The organism is Bradyrhizobium sp. RT6a (assembly GCF_040547675.1).
In the GTDB taxonomy this organism is placed as follows: domain Bacteria; phylum Pseudomonadota; class Alphaproteobacteria; order Rhizobiales; family Xanthobacteraceae; genus Bradyrhizobium.
Genome location: NZ_JBEPQC010000001.1, coordinates 803,750 through 820,688 on the forward strand (window position 1 = coordinate 803,750; position 16,939 = coordinate 820,688).

The 16,939-nt window shown below is 64.7% G+C and carries 15 protein-coding genes; 9 read left to right on the forward strand and 6 right to left on the reverse strand.

The window, feature by feature from the left end:
* Positions 1-83: 83 nt before the first annotated feature.
* Positions 84-794, forward strand: a complete 711-nt coding sequence (locus ABIC03_RS04055) for a GntR family transcriptional regulator (protein ID WP_354055731.1) — start codon at positions 84-86, stop codon at positions 792-794.
* A gap of 2 nt (positions 795-796) precedes the next feature.
* Positions 797-1,546: an aspartate/glutamate racemase family protein gene (locus ABIC03_RS04060; RefSeq protein WP_354055733.1), complete on the forward strand. Its 750-nt coding sequence runs from the start codon at positions 797-799 to the stop codon at positions 1,544-1,546.
* On the opposite strand, the gene ABIC03_RS04065 is transcribed toward ABIC03_RS04060, so the two are convergent.
* Positions 1,543-2,934 (reverse strand): amidase, encoded by a 1,392-nt coding sequence (locus tag ABIC03_RS04065; RefSeq protein WP_354055735.1) that lies wholly within the window; start codon positions 2,932-2,934, stop codon positions 1,543-1,545. The two genes, ABIC03_RS04060 and ABIC03_RS04065, sit on opposite strands and share 4 nt — an antisense overlap.
* 88 nt (positions 2,935-3,022) lie before the next feature.
* On the opposite strand from ABIC03_RS04065, the gene ABIC03_RS04070 reads away from it, so the two are divergent.
* From ABIC03_RS04070 to ABIC03_RS04085, 4 genes are read left to right on the forward strand one after another with little or no spacing between them, the layout of a single operon-like run.
* Positions 3,023-4,117, forward strand: a complete 1,095-nt coding sequence (locus tag ABIC03_RS04070; protein WP_275167485.1) for an ABC transporter ATP-binding protein — start codon at positions 3,023-3,025, stop codon at positions 4,115-4,117.
* A gap of 30 nt (positions 4,118-4,147) precedes the next feature.
* Positions 4,148-5,194, forward strand: coding sequence for an ABC transporter substrate-binding protein (locus ABIC03_RS04075; protein ID WP_008138281.1), 1,047 nt, complete (start codon positions 4,148-4,150; stop codon positions 5,192-5,194).
* A 4-nt stretch (positions 5,195-5,198) separates the two neighbouring features.
* Positions 5,199-6,062, forward strand: a complete 864-nt coding sequence (locus ABIC03_RS04080) for an ABC transporter permease (RefSeq protein WP_275167486.1) — start codon at positions 5,199-5,201, stop codon at positions 6,060-6,062.
* The gene (locus ABIC03_RS04085) at positions 6,062-6,877 is read left to right on the forward strand and encodes an ABC transporter permease (RefSeq protein WP_275167487.1); all 816 of its coding nucleotides are present in this window, start codon (positions 6,062-6,064) and stop codon (positions 6,875-6,877) included. The genes ABIC03_RS04080 and ABIC03_RS04085 overlap by 1 nt, the downstream gene beginning before the upstream one ends.
* Here ABIC03_RS04085 and ABIC03_RS04090 read toward each other — a convergent pair whose 3' ends face one another.
* Positions 6,878-7,213, reverse strand: coding sequence for a hydroxyisourate hydrolase (locus ABIC03_RS04090; protein ID WP_354055739.1), 336 nt, complete (start codon positions 7,211-7,213; stop codon positions 6,878-6,880). It lies immediately after the preceding gene.
* 26 nt (positions 7,214-7,239) lie between these two features.
* Between ABIC03_RS04090 and ABIC03_RS04095 the strand changes: the two genes are divergently transcribed.
* From ABIC03_RS04095 to ABIC03_RS04105, 3 genes are all read left to right on the forward strand, one after another.
* Entirely contained in the window at positions 7,240-8,436 is a 1,197-nt protein-coding gene (locus ABIC03_RS04095; RefSeq protein ID WP_354055741.1) for an MFS transporter, read from the forward strand.
* Positions 8,417-9,784, forward strand: coding sequence for an amidase (locus ABIC03_RS04100; RefSeq protein ID WP_354055743.1), 1,368 nt, complete (start codon positions 8,417-8,419; stop codon positions 9,782-9,784). The genes ABIC03_RS04095 and ABIC03_RS04100 overlap by 20 nt, the downstream gene beginning before the upstream one ends.
* A gap of 102 nt (positions 9,785-9,886) precedes the next feature.
* Positions 9,887-11,581, forward strand: a complete 1,695-nt coding sequence (locus ABIC03_RS04105) for a sensor histidine kinase (protein WP_354055745.1) — start codon at positions 9,887-9,889, stop codon at positions 11,579-11,581.
* Between the two features lie 112 nt (positions 11,582-11,693).
* On the opposite strand, the gene ABIC03_RS04110 is transcribed toward ABIC03_RS04105, so the two are convergent.
* From ABIC03_RS04110 to ABIC03_RS04125, 4 genes are all read right to left on the reverse strand, one after another.
* Positions 11,694-12,611 (reverse strand): DUF2950 domain-containing protein, encoded by a 918-nt coding sequence (locus ABIC03_RS04110; RefSeq protein WP_354055747.1) that lies wholly within the window; start codon positions 12,609-12,611, stop codon positions 11,694-11,696.
* On the reverse strand, positions 12,608-14,254 hold the full coding sequence (locus ABIC03_RS04115; protein ID WP_354057495.1) for a DUF3300 domain-containing protein: 1,647 nt from the start codon (positions 14,252-14,254) through the stop codon (positions 12,608-12,610). Before ABIC03_RS04115 ends, ABIC03_RS04110 begins: the two co-directional genes overlap by 4 nt.
* Positions 14,255-14,358: 104 nt before the next feature.
* A complete protein-coding gene (locus ABIC03_RS04120; RefSeq protein ID WP_354055749.1) occupies positions 14,359-15,351 on the reverse strand; it encodes an ABC transporter substrate-binding protein in 993 nt (330 codons plus the stop codon).
* A gap of 149 nt (positions 15,352-15,500) precedes the next feature.
* Positions 15,501-16,844 (reverse strand): TAXI family TRAP transporter solute-binding subunit, encoded by a 1,344-nt coding sequence (locus tag ABIC03_RS04125; RefSeq protein ID WP_354055751.1) that lies wholly within the window; start codon positions 16,842-16,844, stop codon positions 15,501-15,503.
* Positions 16,845-16,939: the final 95 nt, after the last annotated feature.

The following is a 16,939-nucleotide window of genomic DNA, read 5'->3' on the forward strand; positions in this document are numbered from 1 at the left end:
TTATTTTTAGCTACATACGTCTCCTATTTGAGCACGGGTTTGACAGAGATTGGATTAGATTGCGCGCAAGCAGCGAGGCTTGAGTGCAGCAAAAATCCGAACCGAACCAGAGCCGAAAGTCGCCCAAACTCAAGCGGATGGGCCTGCATGAGCGCGCCGCTGCGCGGATGCGGACGATGATCATTCGCGGCGAGCTGGCGCCGGGATCGCAGACCCAGGAGACCAAGCTCTCGAAGGAGCTAGGCGTATCGCGCACCCCGCTGCGCGAGGCGATGAAGGTACTCGCGGCCGAAGGACTGATCGAGCTTCGCCCCAACCGCAGCCCGCGCATTGCCGGCATCGCGGTCGGCGGCATCTCGGAATTGTTCGAGGCGCTGGCCGGCATCGAACGTCTGGCCGCCGAGCTCGCCGCGGAGCGCGCCACCGAGCGCGATCTCGCCCGCCTGCGCACGCTTCAGACCCGCATGGAAGGCCATCATCGCAACGGCAAGCTCGACGAGTACTTCGCCATCAACGGCGAGATCCACAACACCATCGTCCGCATGGCGCGCAACACGCCGCTGCGCGAGGCGCACGAGACGCTGATCTCCCGCGCCGAACGCGCGCGTTACCTCGCGCTCGGCGCCGACCGCCGCTGGAGCAATTCGGTCGACGAGCACGCCGGTATCCTGGCGGCTATCGAGGCGCGCGACAGCGAAGCGGCCGGCCGCCTGCTCGGCGCCCATGTCCACCGCACCGGCACTGCGCTGCTCGAAGTCATCGCGGCCTCTCAAGCCAACCGGACGGCGGCGTAACCATGAAGCTGCTGCTGCTCAACCCGAACACCAGCACCGAAGTCACGCAACTGATGACGGGAGTCGGGCAGCGCGCGGCTGCGCCAGGGACCGAGCTGATCCCCTGCACCGCGACCCGCGGCGTGCCCTACATCTCGACGCGCACCGAGGCGCAGATCGGCGGCGCCATTGCGCTTGGGATGCTGGCCGAGCAGCATCGCAATGTCGACGCCGCGATCATCGCCGCCTTCGGCGACCCCGGCCTGTTCGCCGCGCGCGAAACTTTTGACATTCCCGTGGTCGGCATGGCGGAAGCAGCGATGCTGACCGCCTGCATGGCCGGGCGCCGCTTCGCCATCGTCACCTTCGCCCAGGCGCTTGGCCCCTGGTACGAGGAATGCGTCCGCGCCCACGGGCTATGGGAGCGTTGTGCCGGCATCCGCATGCTCGACACGCCGTTCCAGGCGATCTCCGAGGTCGGCACCGAGAAGGAGGATGTGCTGGTCGGTCTCGCCCGGCGCGCGATCGTGGAAGACGATGCGGACGTGCTGATTTTTGCAGGTGCGCCGCTCTCGGGCCTCGCTGAGCGCGTCGCCGACCGGATCCCCGTCCCGGTCGTCGATCAAGTCATCGCCTCGGTGAAGCAGGCCGAGGCCCTGGTGACGCTGCGCCTGCGCAAGGCAATTGCTGGCACGTACCGCCGTCCCGCCGCCAAACCCACGCTTGGCCTTGCCGATGCGCTCGCCGCCCGGCTTGAGCATCGCGACAGCTAGGGGAGCTTCGGCCAGCGATGCGAAAAACCAAGTTCGTTCTGGATGGCACGGCCGAAGGCAAACAGACGGGATTCGCATCCCGGTGGTGCGATGATCTGGATGCCGAACGGCAACTCGTTCTCCCCTCGCGGCGCCGGCATGGTCAGGACCGGGAAACCGACCAGCGACACGATGAAGGTGACGGCGAGATAGTCGATCGGCGTCTCCAGCGCCGCGCCATCGATCGCGGTGACGTCGCTGATCTCATTTGGCCAGGGCAAAACGGACGCCGCCGGCGCGACCAGGAAATCGGCACGGCTGAACAGCTCGCGAAAGCTGCGGTAGATCGCGGTGCGGCGCCGTTCGGCGTTGAGATAGTCCTCCGCGGAGAGCTTTGCGCCCGCCTCGATGTTCCAGATCACGGTCGGCGTGAGCTCGGCGCGGCGCGTCCGCAGCAGCTCGCCATAGCTGTTGGCGATGTGCGCGGCGCGCAGCGCCCGAAATGTCTCGATCGCACCGCCGCAATCGGGTGCGGACGGCACGACATCGGCCGCGGCCGCGAGCGCCTCGCAGGCGGCAGCAAAACGCGCGCGGACGTCGCGCGCCACCGGCGCGACGCCGAAATCGGGCGTCACTGCAATTCTGGGACGTCTTGCGACCGGCCGATCGTCGGTGACGACGCCGACCGAAAGCGGATCATTCGGGTCACCTGCCCCACAGACCGACAGCACGAGTTCGAGATCGTCGACATCGCGGGCGAGGAAGCCATGGGTGGCGAGCATGTCCCAGCCGAGGGGGCGATACGGCGACGGGATGCGGCCGGGCGTCGGCCGGATCGAAACGACGTCGCAGAAGCTCGCGGGTGTACGCACGGAGCCGCCGAAATCGGTGCCATGCGCCAGCGGCACCATGCCGGCCGCGACCGCAACAGCGGAGCCGCCGGACGAACCGCCCGAGGTCAGCGCGGAATCGAACGGATTGCGGGTCGGGCCGCACAATTTATTGGTGCAGACCGCGCCGAAGCCGAATTCCGGCGTGTTGGTCTTGCCCAGAATGATCGCACCAGCGCGCCGCAGCCGCGCGACCACGAGATCGTCCTCAGCCGGAACGTGATCACGAAACAGAACCGACCCATAGGTGGTCGCGAGCCCCGCCGTGTCCGTGAGGTCCTTGATCCCTACGGGCACCCCATGCAGCAGGCCGATCGGCGCGGGCGCAGCATCGCAGATTTGCGCGGCACGGCGGGCGCCCTCCGCATTCACAGTCATGAATGCCGCCAATTGCGCGTCTCGGTGCGCAATCCGTTCGAGATGCGCCTCGACAACCTCGCGCGACGACAGCTCGCCCTTCGCAATGGCGCGCGCAAGGACCGTGGCAGTGAGGTCGCAAACCGATCGATCCGATGTCATTGCGCCACAATGCCAAAACTCGCAGCGAAAAGCGACCGTCGCGGGCACGAGACTTGCTTTCTTCCTCGGGTGAACGGGAGGCAACATCATGGCTGATGCGCAAGGCGGCCGATCGCTCGTCGTCGACGCCGTCACCCACCGCTATCCGAGCGGTGCGCTCGCAGTCGAGAACATCAATCTCGACATCAAGGGCGGCGAGATCATCGCCCTGCTCGGCCCCTCCGGCTGCGGCAAGACTACCCTGCTGCGCATCATCGCCGGCTTCATCGCGCAGACGCAGGGACGGATCATCATCGGCGACGACATCGTCGATGCGCTGCCGCCGAACCGCCGCGCGGTCGGCATCGTGTTCCAGAACTACGCACTGTTCCCCCATCTCAGCATCAGCGAGAATGTCGCTTACGGGCTTGCCGCGCGCGGCATCGACAAAGCGACCCGCCAGCGCGAAGCGCAGCGCCTGCTGGATCTGGTGCAGCTGCCGACCATGTCGGAACGGTTGCCACGTCAGCTCTCCGGCGGCCAGCAGCAGCGCGTGGCGCTCGCTCGCGCGCTGGCGATCAAGCCGTCGATCCTGCTGCTCGACGAGCCCTTTGCCGCGCTCGACAAGAATTTGCGGCTCGACATGCAGATCGAAGTCAAGCGGCTCCAGCGCGTCTCCGGCATCACCACGCTGATCGTGACCCACGACCAGGAAGAGGCGCTGTCGATGGCTGATCGCGTCGCCGTGCTCAGCCACGGCAAGCTCGAACAATTCGGATCGCCGTCCGACGTCTATGACCGGCCGCAAACGCTGTTCGTGAACACTTTCGTCGGCGCCAGCAATCGCATGCCCGGCGTCGTCGTCTCGGCGGATCGGACGGCGGCAAAAGTCCGCCTCGACGCCGGCGCGGAAATCATCGCGCGTCCCGCCGGCGGCGCCCTCGCCGAAGGCGGCCGCGTCACCGTGTGCATACGCCCCGAGCATCTGCAGTTCGTCGGTGACGAGACCGGCTTTGCCGGCGTGGTCGGCATGTCGCTGCCGCTCGGGGCCACGGTCGTGCACGAGGTCACCACCGCCGACGGCTCCGGCGTCAAGATCTCCCAGGCGCGCATCGGCGAGACGCGCACGCTGGAGAGCGGCGCCGCGGTGCGCCTTGCCCCGCTCGCTCCGTCGCTCGCCAACGCCTTTCCTGCAACGCTTTAGATCCAATCTTTGTCCAGAGGGAGTTCGACCATGATCATGAACCGCCGAAGCCTGATGACGACCGCACTCACACTCGGCGCCATGAAGGCGTTTCCCGGATTGAGCTACGCCCAGGCCCGCCCGCTGGTGTTCGCGACCTTCACCGGAAGCTGGGAGGAGGCGCACAAGGCCGTGCTGGTGCCGGCCTTCCGCAAGGCCAACGCGGACGCCGCGATGGTGCTCGACCCCATGCTCTCGGTTGACCAGATCGCCAAGGTGAACGCCGCCAAGGCCAATCCGCCGATCGACGTCATGCTGCACGATCCCGGTCCGGCGCTGGTCGCGATCGGCCAGGATCTCGTCGAGCCATACCCCGTCGAGAAGAGCGCCTATTACAAGGACCTGATCGCCGAGGCGCAGGAGCCGATGGGCCCTGCCCCGTTCTTCCAGGTCGTCGGCCTTACCTACAATCCGGAAGCCGTCAAGACGCCGCCGACCTCCTGGGCCGATCTGTGGAAGCCCGAGTTCAAGGGCCGCGTCGGCATCACCAACCTCAACTCGACGCTCGGCACCGGTTGGCTCGTCGAGATTGCCAAGATGCGCGGCGGCTCGGAGGCCAATGTCGATCCCGGCTTCAAGGCGATCGAGGAGCTGAAGCCCAATCTCGCCGCGGTCGCCGCCAACCCCGGCGCGCTCGCCACCCTGTTCCAGCAGGGCCAGATCGATATCTCGCCCGGCAATTTCAACGCCATCCAGATCCTGAAAGCGCGCGGCGTGCCGGTCGAGTTCGTGGCTCCGAAGGAAGGCGCCATCGCCTTCAAGACCACGATCCACATCGTCAAGAATTCGCCCAACCGCGAGCTCGCCTTCAAGCTGATCGAGGCGTCGTTGACGCCGGAGGTACAGACCACGCTGATGAACCCGCCCTATCTGATCGTGCCGACCAATTCCAAGGTGACGATGGGCGGCGAGATCGCGCGCGTGCTCGCCAAGGACACTGCGGAGCTGAAGCAGAAATTCGTGTTCCAGGACTGGAAGAAGATCAACGAGCAGCGCTCGGCCTGGATCGAGCGCTTCAACCGCGAGATCAAGATCTAACACCATGGGCGCAGCACCGGCATCACGAGACGTCACCTCCTATCGGATGGGATTGGCAGCGCCGCTGGCGCTGTTCTTCCTGGTCTTCTTCGTGGCGCCGCTGCTGCAACTGCTCTGGCTCTCGCTGCACAACGACACGGCCGCGGTCCATTGGGGGCTCGGCCAATATCTGCAGTTCCTCACCGATCCCTTCAGCCTCAGCGTGCTCGGCTCGACGCTCCTGCTGGGGGCGGAGGTGACGGCCGTCTGCCTCGTGCTCGGCTTTCCCATTGCCTGGTTCTATCAGAGAGTTGGTCCGCGACTTCAGACCATCATCATCCTGATCGTGCTGCTCCCGCTTTTAACCAGCGTCGTGGTCCGGACCTTCGCTTGGATCGTCATCCTGGGCCGCCAGGGCATCATCAACGCCACGCTGCAATCGCTCGGCATCATCGATACGCCCATAAAGCTGCTCTACACCCAGTTCGGCGTGGTGATCGCGCTAGCGCAGGTGCAGATGCCGCTGATGACGTTGCCGCTGATCACCGCGCTCGGCCGGATCGATTCCAATCTCGACGATGCCTCCTGCTCGCTCGGCGCCGGAAGCTGGCGCACCTTCTTCAAGATCGTGCTGCCGCTGTCGCTGCCCGGCGTGATTGCCGGGTGCACACTGACCTACGCCGCGGCGATCACGGCCTTCATCACCCAGTCGCTGATCGGCGGCGGCCAGATGCTGTTCATGCCGATGTATCTCTACCAGCAGGCTTCAACGCTGCAAAACTGGCCGTTCGCATCGGCGATCTCGATTATCTTCCTGCTGGCCGTTCTCGCGGTCGTCTCCGTCTTCACCACGCTCGGCCGCCTGTCGCGCGGCTATGGAGGCGCGTGATGAGCGGACGCAAGCGTACCCTGGAGGCGTTCAGCTTCGAGCTGGTCATGACCGTGATCGCGATCGTCGCGCTGATCATCATCATCGCGCCGTCGCTGGTGGTGCTGATCGTCTCCTTCACCAGCGGCTTCTCGCTGCGTTTTCCGCCGCCGGGCTATTCGCTGCGCTGGTACGCCGAATTATGGAACGCCTGGCAGCTGCACTTCGCAGCCAAGAACAGCCTCCTCGTGGCGTTATGGGCGACGGGCCTGTCCGTGGTGCTCGGCGTTGCCGCAGCGCTGGCGATCTCTCGCTCGCCGACGCTGTCGGCGCGGCTGCTCGATTCCCTGTTCATGTCGCCGCTGGTGCTGCCGGCGCTGGCCTTCGGCCTTGCCGCCTTGATGCTGTTCTCGCTGGTCGGACTGCCGGTGTCGACGCTGACATTGGTGATCGGCCATACCGTGGTCTGCGTCCCCTATGTCGTGCGCAACACGATTGCGGCGCTTGCCCAGCTGGAGCCGACCCTGCTGGAGAGCTCGGCCGTGCTGGGCGCCAGCCGCATCTACACCTTCCGGCGCATCGTGCTGCCGCTGATCCGGCCGGGTATCATTGCGGGCGCCTTCATCGCCTTTATGTCGTCCTTCGACAACGTGCCGGTGTCGCTGTTCCTGCGTGATGCCGCAACCGACATGCTGCCGATCCGGATGTGGCAGGACCTCGAGGGCAAGCTCGACGTCACCATCGCCGCGCTGTCGGGCGTGCTAATCATTGCGACCGTCGCGCTGGTCGCCATCATGGAGCGCGTCACGGGATTGTCGCGGCGTCTGACCAACTGATCAAGCGCCGCGGAACAGCGAATAGCCCCAGCGCGTGAATTTCAGCGGCAAATGAAAATGCTCGTTGACAACCTTGATGCGAAAGCGGAACGGCGTCACCGTGAGAAAACCGTCGCGCTCGCCAAAGAACTCGCCGAGATGAAACAGGACCTCGTACTCGCCTGCCGTCACGCCCGCGCCCTGCGCAACGGGATGATCGAGCACGCCGTTGGCACCAAGCCGTCCGTCGGCGATACGCAGCGAGTCCGGATCGATCCGCCAGATCTCGACGCGCAGGCCCTGCGCTGGGCGTCCGCTCGCTACATCGACCGCGTGGATGGAAATGCCGCCTGCCACTATGTTCCTCCAATGAACGCAGCGCCATGGTAGACGCAAACACGGCCGTTCGGCCAGCGCCCGCATTGTTGCCGGCGCTTGGCGCCATGACCTCGCTGCAGGCGCTGGTGGCGCTGGCTCTGTTCGCGCCGGGCGTGGTGGCACCGCGCGCCCATATCGAGGTCTGGCAGCTCTCGATGTTCTCCTGCGCCGTGTTCGCGGTCGGCATTCCCGCCTCGTTCTGGGGCGGCGGGTTCATCGCTCGCCTGGGCTCGCTGCGGATCGCGAGCCTCTGCGCGGCGGCGATTATCGCCAGCATGCTGCTGGCTTCGCTCGGCTCGACGGCGGCCCTGCTCGCAGCCGGCCTCTGCCTTGGCCTCGCCTTCGGACCTGAGACGCCCGCAAGCGCGGCGCTGCTGGCGCGGCTCGTGACGACCGAGCGGCGCGCGTTCGTGTTCTCGGTTCGCCAGACCGGAAACCAGATCGGCGCCGTCTGCGGCTCGCTGGTTCTGCCCGCGATCGCAATCTCGCTAGGGCCCGCCTGGTGCTATGCCGCCGTGGGCGCCTGTGCGCTGCTGGCGATAGCGTGGTTCGAGCGCCTGCGGCCGGCCTACGTCGCCAAGGTCGCTCCACTGCCGGAGCTTGGCCTTCGCACGCGGCTGGCACTGGTGACCGCGGACCGGCGCATCGCAATGCTGGCGCTGGCCTCGATGCCGTTCAGCGCGATGCAGGTGTCGCTCAATACGGTTTTCGTCACGCTCGGCACCCGCGAGCTCGGCCTCAGCCATGTCGAGGCCGGCATGGCGCTTGCCTGCGCCCAGGCCGGCGGCCTGATCGGCCGGCTCGGCTGGGGCTTCGTCGCGACGCGCCTCAATGCCTCGCGAGGAGTTCTCGTCGTTATCGGCCTCGGCATGACTTTCTGCGCCGCGCTGCTGGGCCTCGACGGCGCATCGCTCGGACGGACCGGCCAGTTCGCGATTGCAGCTCTGTTCGGGCTGACAGCCTCGGGCTGGAACGGTGTCTTCATCGCCGAGATCGCACGCCTCGCCCCGGAGGACAGGATTGGCGAGACCACCGGCGCGGTGCTGACCGCATCCTATGCCGGCCTCTTGGCAGCACCGGCCCTGGTGTCGCTCCTGGACGGCGCAGCCAGTCTCGGGGCCGCCTTCTTCGCCTTGGCGTGCCTCGCCCTCTGCGGCACGTTGGCACTGATCTGGGGAGGCGATGAAGAAGCAAGAAAGTAGCGCGTGCGAGATTGCGGCCGACGTCTCCGCCGGACGAACGGGTGCGGTCGAGACCGCCAAGGCCGCGCTTGCGCGCATCGAGGCCGCCAAGGCGCTGAACGCGGTGGTGACGACCGCTCCCGCGCGTACGCTTGCCGACGCCGCAGCGATCGACGATCGCCTGCGTGCCGGCGAGACGATGCCGCTCGCCGGTGTCCCCGTCATCGTCAAGGACAACATCTGGGTCCGCGACTGGCGTGTGACACAGGGATCGCGCCTGTTCGCCGAATTCGTCGCGCCGCGGGATGCGATTGCGATTGAGCGGCTGCGCAAGGCCGGCGCCGTCGTCGTCGGCATCGGCGCAACGTCGGAATTCGCCTGCAAGGGCGTGACCACCTCGCCGCTGTATGGGCCAACACGGCATCCACTCGATCCCACGTTGACGCCCGGCGGCTCGTCGGGCGGCCCGGCCGCCGCGGTTGCGGCCGGCCTCGTGCCGCTAGCGATCGGCACCGATGCGGGCGGCTCGAGCCGCAGGCCGCCGGCTCACGTGGGCGTCGCCGGGTTCAAGCCGTCCTATGGCGCGATCCCCTATGGGCCCGGCTTGGCCGAACCGTTCTTCGGCCTCTCCGTCATCGCGCCGATCGCCACTGATGTTGCCGACATCGCGCTGGCGTTCGAGGCCATGGCCGGCGTCGATCCGCGCGATCCGGATTCAGCCGGCATCGCTCAAAAGGCCAAAAATATCGCCGGTCTGCGCATCGCGTTCTCGCCACGCCTTGGGCTCGACGTCGCGGTCGACGACGTTGTCGCTGACGGGCTCGTTTTCGCCATCGCGCGTCTCTCCGCCGCAGGCCTCAGCATCGCCCAGCGCGATCCCGTCTGGCCGGCGGGCGCGACGGAAGAGGCCATCATGCCGCTTCAGCACGCCGGCCTCGCCGCACTCTATCGAGACGCCTTCCGCGCGGATCCGAGCGTCTTCGATCCTGACATCGCCAAGCAGATCGAGCGAGGGCTGTCATGGTCTGGCGCCGACGTTGCCGGTGCGCTGGTGGCAAGCGCCGCGATCGCCAATGCTTTCGCGGCATTCTTCACCGAGGTCGATCTGCTGCTGGCGCCAACCGTCCCCTGTGTCGCTTGGCCATTCACCCAGCTCGGACCCGACATGATCGGTGGCCGCGCGGCGAGCCCGCGCGCGCACGCGGCGTTAACTCCCTTTGTCAATCATGCCCGGCTGCCGGCGATTTCGATACCGTGCGGAACAGACGGGTGCGGACTTCCATTTGGCCTTCAGGTCATCGCCGCGCGCGGACAGGACCGCACGCTGCTTCAAGCAGCGCAAGAGATCGAGGCCATGCTGCGAACATAAATCCTGCCGGTAGATGTCTCTGCCGGAACACGCCGATCGCCCTATGGGCTTTCAACGGGCGCGGGGACGAGTAAGATGCTGTCTCGTGGGCCCGGAGGCGGCATGAGCCAGCGCAAGTTCATGGGACTTGTCGGCGGTGCGACAGCATCAGGGTCGGGTATTGCGCTAGCGAGCCAGCGATCAGCCAACGCGGCCGCCGAGCCTGCTCATGACGATGAGCAAGAATTCCCATTGATCATCGCAAACATACCCGCAACCCCTCGTCAAAAGGCCTGGGCGGTGAGTGTCGCCGTCTTGCTCATCGTCCTTGCAGCCGTCATCGCGCCGTTCGCTCGGATCCAATTGGGCCAGATTAATGGTTTCGTTCCGACATTGCAGACCACATTGGCTCTGGCCGAGTTCATCACGGCAGCCCTGCTGTTTGCTCAATTTGCGATCCAGCCCCAACGGGCACTTCTCGCACTGGCAAGCGGATACGTTTTCAGCGGATCGTTCGCATTCCTGCAAACGCTCGCCTTTCCGAACGGATACGCTCCCGCAGGTGTCATTGGAAATGGACTGGATAGCCCCGCTTGGCTTTACGTGCTTTGGCACACGGCTTTTCCCGCAGCGATCCTGGTGTACGGATTCACAAAGGATTATTCCACCGCCGGCAGACCAGGCAGACCTGCGCTAACCGCGATCATGCTAGCTCTCGGCTGCATCGCCGCTACGGTGACGGGATTGACGTGGATGGTGACCGCGAAAGCCGAACTTCTCCCTAGCTTCTACATGATCGACGTCAGGCATCAGACGCCCCTCGGTAATCAGGTCAACCTCATACTTCTGCTATGGAATGTGACTGCTCTGACCGTCATGTTTGCACGCATGCGCACCATTCTTGACCTTTGGCTGATGGTGACTTTACTCGCCTACTTGCCCAATTTCCTGGTGGCGATCATCGGCAGCTCGGTACGGTTCACCATCGGTTGGTATGCAGCACGCGGTTTCGTTCTGGTCGGCAGTTGCATGTTGCTGACCGTATTGCTCATCGAAACGATGTTTCTCTATTCACGCCTCGCCAGCGTCATCGCCCTGCAGCGGCGCGAACGAGCGAACCGGCTTCTCAGCATCGACGCGGTCACTGGCGCGATCGCCCATGAGTTGAGATCGCCATTGGGAGCCATCTCGCTCAATGCTGCGACGGGCCTCAGTCACTTGCGAGCTGCATCCCCTGAACTTGCGGAACTCGAGAACATCCTCTGTGACATCGAAGCCGACGGCGGCCGGGCCGCTGACATCATATCGAGCATTCGCGAGATGACAATCAAAACGGCACACGGCGGCGCTTCGGCAAACGTCGAGGAGATCGCCGAGCTTACGCTGAGACTTTTGAAGCACGATCTCCTGACCAATGGTGTATCAGTAGCGACGGAGCTTCAGGGCAACATACCTCCAGTCGCCTTGGACGGCACTGAGCTTCAGCAGATTGTCCTGAACCTCTGCAAGAACGCGATTGACGCAATGAGTTCTGTCCCCGCCGATCAACGGCAGCTCCGTCTGAAAACCGCGCTCGATGGTAGCACAACCGTCCATTTGTCCGTCGAGGACTCCGGCACCGGCATCACACCGCGTCATCAAGAGCGCATCTTCGACCCTTTCTTCACGACGAAGCAAGGCGGTATGGGGTTGGGACTGGCGATCTCCTCCAACCTGGTCGCAAGGTGCGGAGGAAGGCTGAGGCTGGTCAAGTCGGACGTCAGGGGCTCCGTTTTCGAGTTGGAGATTCCAATCTCCGCTCAGTCTTCTGCGCAATAGCGGTACGAGGCGTCACCATCGTTCCGCCTTTCGCTCACTTCAGAGAGATCATGATCGTGCTGAGGTTGGCGACCGACACGAGGATGCCAGACGCACTATCTACGTGCGTCGCTCAGGGTTTTGCACTATCGACCTTCTTCCAGGTCTGGTCCGGATCGAATGCAGTCATGCGAGGAGCGAGGACCTTGGTCCGAGGCCCGAGATCCTTCTGGTAGACAACGCCCGCATGATTGACCAGGAAGGTCATGACGCCGGAATTGCCGTACTCGGCGGGCCAGGCGACCAGCGCAAAACCTCCGATCATCTTGCCTTTGACGACGTAGTTGAGCGCGCCGCCTGGCGCGTTCGAGCCCTGCCCTTTCAGGATGCGGAAATAGTAGCCGTGATAGGGCTCCGGGCCATCCCCGGCCTGGTACCCTTCAGCCGAAGCCTGCGCTACCAGTGCGCCGAGCGGGCTCTGGTCGCTGTCGTCGCGCCAGAACAACCCGTCCTTCTTGCCCGCGCTGCTGACGATGCGCTGTGCGTACACGTCGGCCCCTTCGCCGCGATCCTTGTCAGCGTAGTCGTTCTCGGCATCGACAAAGGCAAGACTGGTCTGGATCGCGTCGAGCTCATTGCGGCCGATGCGGCGATACAGCACTTCGATGCGGCCTTCGGCGGCATCGAATTCCCAGCCGGTCTTGGTGTTGACGAGCGGGATCGGGAACGGGAAGTCGTCCGGACCCAACATCAGCATCGCCTTCTTGTTACCCTCCGTCTTGACCGAATGCTTAGCATCATACATCGAGACGAAGCGTTTCCGGATGTCGACGTCGGCAACCTCATCACCGGACGAGACGATGTCCTCGGCAGCGCTGCCGAGCACTTTCAGGATGGCCCGGTCCGGCCCGCTTTTGACGGCGGCAGCGAGCGCCGCTGCCGCATCCTCCGGTGTCGGATAGGATTGCTGCGCCAGGGATGGCCAGCTCAGGAGCGCCAGCGCCATGATGGCCGGCAACGCCGCACGAAGAAGCGACTTCAAACTCATCATTGTGTCACCCCCGCAGGAATCCGCGCGCCGCTCTCGAGCCAATCACGATAGGTACGGAATTTCAGACCGAGCTTTTCGTAATAGACCCGGAGATAGCCGTCGGCTCCGCGGGTGACGGCTACCGGCTTCACTTCCTCGACTTCCTGCGCAATGACGCCGACATAGGCCTTGTCGCTGCCGATATAGCTGAAGCGGTAGTAACCAAGGCCGCTTGCGAGATGGCCGAGCAGAACGACATCGTGCTTCAGCCCGATATCGGAACGTCGTCCGCCGCCACCACCACCACCACCACCGCGGCCACCGCCACCGCCACCCTGGAAGCCTCCGCCGCCGCCTCGGCCGGCGAAGCTCGCACCTCCGCCGCCGCCACCGCGCGGTCCCATGCTCGCCATGCTCGCCTGGCCACGGGCCGATGCTGCAGCCGCCGAGCGGCCCGACGACACGTTCAGGGCACCGCCACCACCGCGGTTCGCGGCCTTGGCGCCACCGCCGCCCTTGGCACCGCCCGCTTTAGGGCTGGCACTTTTTGCGCCGGCATTCTTGGCACCACCACCCTTGGCAGCGCGATCGCCACCACCTTTAGCACGATCGCCCCCCGCCTTGGCACGATCCCCCGCGCCTTGTCGGTCACCGCCTCGATCACCTGCGCGGTCGCCGGCACGATCTCCTGCGCGATCTCCCGCACCTGGCCGATCCTGCCCCGGCTTCTGCTGTCCGTCGCGGCCGCGGAAATCCATCCGGTCGGCGGCGCCGGCCTTCAGGTTGCTGTTGCCAAAGCGCTGCTGAACGTTGGCGTTGTTGTACCGCACCCCTTGGCGATGCGAAGGATTGTGCTGCCAGCCATTTCCGATGTTCGTGGTTCGGTGATTGATATAGACGTTGCGGTTGCCCCAGTTGCAGCCGCCGCCCCAATAATTGCCCCAGCGGCCGATGGCCCAGGCCGTGCCGAAGGCGAGACCCGCCGCGACGACGCCTGCGCCGATGTAGGACGGGTAGCCGAAGTAATATGGTGGATACTCGGTGTAGGGCCACGCGCCGTAGACTGTCGCAGGCTCGTAGTACGGCACGTACATCGTATCGGGAACCGCCGGCTCGATCACGACCACCTGCCTGCTTTCCTCGGTCTTGACGCTCACCTTCTGCTGCTTGGTGGTCACCAACTTTTTATTGTCATAAGCCTTGGTCCGCAACCGCTGGACCGCATCCATCACATCCGGTTGCTGTGCGAGCACGGCGTCGCCCAGCGCCTTGGTCCAGTCGAGCTTGTCGCTCATCATGGCTAGGACCTCAGCAGTCGAGGCCAGCGCCTTGATGCTGTCATCCCACGGCTGCTTCTCGACTTCAGTCTTCAGGGCATCACCCTTCAGAGTCTTGCGCTCTTTCAGCCAGCGATCGGCCTGAACCACTTCCAGAGGATAGGTGGAAGCCGCCAGCACGTTGGCAAGCAATTCGTCGGGATAGAGCGCTATCGGCGCGACCAGAGCTTCGAGCTGCTCCGGTTTCAGAAGCTCTGCGGCTTGCGCGGGGGGATTTGCCTGCTGCGGGCTGGAGGCCGGCGCCTTATCTGCGGTCTGCGCCGCCGCCGCCAGCGGAATCGCGATCACGAGCGCAACCGCCATCAAGATCCTGCCGCAGCGAAACATCAGATCCTCCATGCACATTCCCGGCGATCATCAGACCGGAGAGCTGACATTTGTTGATCGAGATCAACGAAACGCTGCCTCATCTCCCGGGACGCCCGAGCAAGCTAGTCGATCAGCTCAGCCTCCATCAGCAATCGTTCCGGGACCGCCAGTCCGAGGGCGTGGACGGCTCTCATGTTGATGACGAGGTCAAACCTTGTGGCGAATTGCACCGGAAGACTGCGGACCTCGGCGCCGCGAAGGATGCGAGCGACATAGCCAGCGCCGTCGCGAAACTGTTGCGTCAGGTCGGCGCCATAAGACATCAGCCCGCCATTCACAGTATAGAAGCGCACGGCGAAGATCGCCGGCACGCGGCGCTGAGCGAGCAACGGGATTGCCATGCCGCTCTGAGTACTGAAGAAGCCGCCATCCGGCAGCACGACGACCCCGCTGCCATTCCGCGCCGCAGTATCGATGGCCACGGCGATATCGGCGCTGCTGCGGACGGCGGCGCCAGTAACCGTCATGCGCAGGCGACTTTCCACCTGGTGTGCGGCCTGAAGGTATAGGGGCGCATATGGCGCGGTCTCGGGATTGTACAGAAGCACCGCACTGCTCATGCTGGGCACCATGTCCTTCAACAGGCTCAGCCATTTCCCGCTCATGGCATGCTCGTAAAGCGAGAAGCCTGTAAGATTGCTGGTCGGCCTTGCCAGATCGACGACGAGGCCTGTCCCGACCGGGTCCGAGAGCCCGACAAAGATGATCGGAATGATCTGCGTTGCAGCCCGCAGCGCCCGTGTCGTCGCCGTGCTGGTCGCAAACAGCACGTCGGGTCTGGTGGCAACAAGTTCGCGAGCTTCACGTTCCTGCCATGTCGGATTGGAGCCCGGCCAGCGCACATCGAGTCGGTAGTTCTGATTGGCGATCCAGCCGAGATCGGCGAGAGCCTGCTGAAGGGCATTGACGCGCATCTGAGCGCCGCCATCGCCCACCACATTGCCAGTCAGCACGCCGACCGACGGCATCGGCCGCGGTGCCCCGTCCTGAGCGTGCGCGAAGACCGGACAAGCGGCTGCAGCCCCGACCAAGGCCATGAACTCACGACGCTTCATCGCCCGTCCGTTATCCCCCGAATGTCCCGCACCCCTCGCATGACGCGATTGCTGAAGGAAACGGGGTTGGCGGCCGGAGGGTTTGATCAAGATCAAGGTAGCTGAGCTTGGGTTCGGCCGTGGTGTGACTTGATTTGGAGTGACCACCGTCAGGTGCGGTCAACTGGCTGACCGAGCGCTTGCTCATGTCCGTGCGCGGACAGCAGGATCCGACGGTCGTGAATCAGGCTCTGAAGACGATGCGCAGCGACATTCAATGTCGTGACATCGAGCGCATTCTCGTCTCCTGCAGCGGCCTTGGCGCGCTGGCCCTGGAGCACCCGGTCGATCTCCACCTCGATATCGGACAGTTCGGCCTCCGCCTCCGTCCTGCGTATCCGCGCGCCCAGCGCATACAGCAAGTCCAGGCCCCGTTCGTCTTTAGAGGGATCACGCACCTGAAGGAATTTCCAAGCCGCCGCCAATACGGAGATGAGGCCGCCGAAAATCATGGGCGCGAGGAAGATCGCGTTTCCCCATTCGTCCAGAAAGCTCTGCTGCGTTCCGTTGTAGAATGCTGCGGCGCCAGGATGGACCGGGAGGAAGGCGTCCGAATCCGTGCTCGGCGTGGTCATTTGCGAGAGGATCGGCAATTCGCCGAGCAGGTCCCTGCGCGCCTTCATCAGCGCGTCGGCCAGGCTACCCGCCACCTCTGCGCTGAGCTGCTTTTGCGCGACCACATAGAACGAAACCCGCAGCGTGGTGAGATCCTCGCTCGGGACAGGCGGCGAACCGCGCAGCGTGCCCTTCGGGACATCGAAGCTTTCATAGGCGCGCTGCTTTTCCGCGATGGCACCAGCCGCCTCGACGGGAAGAAGGACCGGCGCGGTCTTCGGCGTCTGCAGAAAGAGGCCGCGCAAGAGAGCGAGATACTTTTCGGCAAGGGGAACGACGACCAGAATCGCCCGTACCTCCTTGGCGTCGAGTGCCCGCCGCGCGTCTGCCGGCTGGAGATTGCGGAATGTCACGTTGGCGCGCCCCAGGCCGTATTCCTCACTGATGACGTTGACGATGTTGCGATTTATCTCGCCGCCGATCACGCCGACACTGGCGCGTTTCAACCCGGCGATATCGGTAATTGCCGAGCCCGGCGGCGCAACCAAGAGGACAACGGCATGGGCGAGAACCACGATGGCCTGCGCCTGCGATAGGTCGCCGATGTCACCGCGGACGACAGCCAGCTCGGCCTTCTCGGCCGCAAACTGCTCGGCAGCATCAACCGCGTTGGTAGTTTCCACCAGCTTGAGCCGGACCGGGGCGTTCACGACGGCAAGCCGGCTCGCCAACGCCGATACCAGACGCGCGGCCTCCCCGTCCAAGGATCCAACCGCGATGGTCAACGTCGTCGGGCGGGAATACCAGCGGTATCCGAGCAGGCCGGCCCCAAGCACGAGCACGACAGCGCTGGAGACAATGACGGAACGAAGCCAGATCGGCATTTTCGCAGGGACCATATGGCGCTCACGGTGAATCGGAGATCCGGCGGCCGCACGGGCTCATTGACACCCGTCCGGCTCAGCTGCGGCTTATTGCTCAACCGGTGCGATCC

Coding starts and splice junctions, on each gene's coding strand:
- ABIC03_RS04060 (WP_354055733.1), top strand. CDS start 797: ATGAAGCTGCTGCTGCTCAACCCGAACACCAGCACCGAAGTCACGCAA.
- ABIC03_RS04065 (WP_354055735.1), bottom strand. CDS start 2,934: ATGACATCGGATCGATCGGTTTGCGACCTCACTGCCACGGTCCTTGCG.
- ABIC03_RS04070 (WP_275167485.1), top strand. CDS start 3,023: ATGGCTGATGCGCAAGGCGGCCGATCGCTCGTCGTCGACGCCGTCACC.
- ABIC03_RS04075 (WP_008138281.1), top strand. CDS start 4,148: ATGATCATGAACCGCCGAAGCCTGATGACGACCGCACTCACACTCGGC.
- ABIC03_RS04080 (WP_275167486.1), top strand. CDS start 5,199: ATGGGCGCAGCACCGGCATCACGAGACGTCACCTCCTATCGGATGGGA.
- ABIC03_RS04085 (WP_275167487.1), top strand. CDS start 6,062: ATGAGCGGACGCAAGCGTACCCTGGAGGCGTTCAGCTTCGAGCTGGTC.
- ABIC03_RS04095 (WP_354055741.1), top strand. CDS start 7,240: ATGGTAGACGCAAACACGGCCGTTCGGCCAGCGCCCGCATTGTTGCCG.
- ABIC03_RS04100 (WP_354055743.1), top strand. CDS start 8,417: ATGAAGAAGCAAGAAAGTAGCGCGTGCGAGATTGCGGCCGACGTCTCC.
- ABIC03_RS04105 (WP_354055745.1), top strand. CDS start 9,887: ATGAGCCAGCGCAAGTTCATGGGACTTGTCGGCGGTGCGACAGCATCA.
- ABIC03_RS04110 (WP_354055747.1), bottom strand. CDS start 12,611: ATGATGAGTTTGAAGTCGCTTCTTCGTGCGGCGTTGCCGGCCATCATG.
- ABIC03_RS04115 (WP_354057495.1), bottom strand. CDS start 14,254: ATGTTTCGCTGCGGCAGGATCTTGATGGCGGTTGCGCTCGTGATCGCG.
- ABIC03_RS04120 (WP_354055749.1), bottom strand. CDS start 15,351: ATGAAGCGTCGTGAGTTCATGGCCTTGGTCGGGGCTGCAGCCGCTTGT.
- ABIC03_RS04125 (WP_354055751.1), bottom strand. CDS start 16,844: ATGGTCCCTGCGAAAATGCCGATCTGGCTTCGTTCCGTCATTGTCTCC.